The organism is Rhodoferax sp. RT5P35 (assembly GCF_056521385.1).
Genome location: NZ_JBWMAX010000191.1, coordinates 1 through 1,270, shown reverse-complemented (window position 1 = coordinate 1,270; position 1,270 = coordinate 1). Strand labels below are relative to the sequence as shown.

The window sequence follows — 1,270 nt, the reverse complement described above, 5'->3', positions numbered from 1 at the left end:
AAAGGTGAACAATTCATTGCAATGGGCAAATATGCCTTGAGCAAGCGAACCATTGCCTACGCTTCGCTGACCTATGTGAAAGCTGGCTCCACGGCGGCTGGTGATCTGGCGATGACTTCGGGCTTGGTGACAGCTGGGAATACCACGGCTACTCGCACTGCAGTTGGCGTGATGCATTCGTTCTAAGGTTCAATCCAAACCTTCAAAAGCCCCGAAAGGGGCTTTTTTCGTTTCCGGGCATCCATGGAGCAAGCGCGGATAATCGAATTTTGTTAAAACGACAATTCCCAGAGGATTGACTTGTGTCCATGAGCCCCACAGACAAAATTTTCACCACTGCCGACGCAGCCCTGCGCACCCTGTTTGCCACGCCGCGTGCGGCCCAGCCCTGCCCGACCCTGCCGGGAGAAATAACCGAACTGTCAGCAGTCGAAAAAGCGCAGGCCGGGGCCCTGATGCGGGTCAACCATGTGGGCGAGGTGTGTGCCCAGGCGCTGTACACCGCGCAGGCGCTGGTCACCCAAAGCCCCACGCTGCGCAGCCATTTCCTGCACGCCGCAGACGAAGAAACCGATCACCTGGCCTGGACGCGCCAGCGGCTGGACGAGCTGGGCAGCCACCCCAGCGTGTTGAATCCCCTGTGGTACGCCGGGGCCTTTGGGCTCGGGCTGGCCGCTGGTCAGTTCGGCGGTGACCGCTGGAGCCTGGGCTTTGTGGTGGAAACCGAAAACCAGGTGGCTGCGCATCTACAAAGCCACTTGGCACACCTGCCCGCCGACGACCATGCCTCGCGCGCCATCGTGGTGCAGATGAAAGACGACGAAGAGCGCCACGCGCAACAGGCCACGCTGGCCGGCGCGCTGGACCTGCCCGCGCCTGTCAAAACCCTGATGACGCTGGCCGCCAAGGTGATGACCACCGTGGCGTACAAGATTTAATAGTACTTACGCGGCGCCCCTGTACCACCCTTCGGGCTTACAGGGGGAACTTGCGTAAGTCCTGTTTAAGCCGCTTCGACCAGATCAAAGCTGGTGGTAATTTCTGCCGTCTTGCCCAGCATGATGGTGGCGGAGCAGTATTTGCCGTGGCTCATGGCGATGGCGCGCTCGACCGCGGTGGCGGGAATGCCTTTGCCAGTCACGGTGAAATGCATGTTGATCTTGGTGAACACCTTGGGATCGACCTCGGCGCGCTCGGACACCAGCTTGACCGAGCAGCCGCGCACATCGTGGCGGCCCCGCTTCAAAATCAGCACCACGTCATAAGCGGT

The 1,270-nt window shown here is 60.2% G+C and carries 2 protein-coding genes and 1 pseudogene; 2 read left to right on the top strand and 1 reads right to left on the bottom strand.

Annotated elements, in window-relative coordinates; genetic code table 11:
* Both AC097L_RS24845 and coq7 read left to right on the top strand, forming a co-directional pair.
* A pseudogene (locus AC097L_RS24845) lies at window positions 1–186 on the top strand (porin); the annotation flags it as partial.
* A 122-nt stretch (window positions 187–308) separates the two neighbouring features.
* A complete protein-coding gene (gene coq7, locus AC097L_RS24840; RefSeq protein ID WP_479589385.1) occupies window positions 309–938 on the top strand; it encodes a 2-polyprenyl-3-methyl-6-methoxy-1,4-benzoquinone monooxygenase in 630 nt (209 codons plus the stop codon).
* A gap of 65 nt (window positions 939–1,003) precedes the next feature.
* On the opposite strand, the gene AC097L_RS24835 is transcribed toward coq7, so the two are convergent.
* Window positions 1,004–1,270: OsmC family protein (locus AC097L_RS24835; RefSeq protein ID WP_479589384.1), on the bottom strand; the 267-nt coding region annotated here is incomplete at its 5' end.

Excerpts from the sequence above, each read along its gene's own strand:
- coq7 (WP_479589385.1), top strand. The coding sequence starts at position 309 with ATGAGCCCCACAGACAAAATTTTCACCACTGCCGACGCAGCCCTGCGC.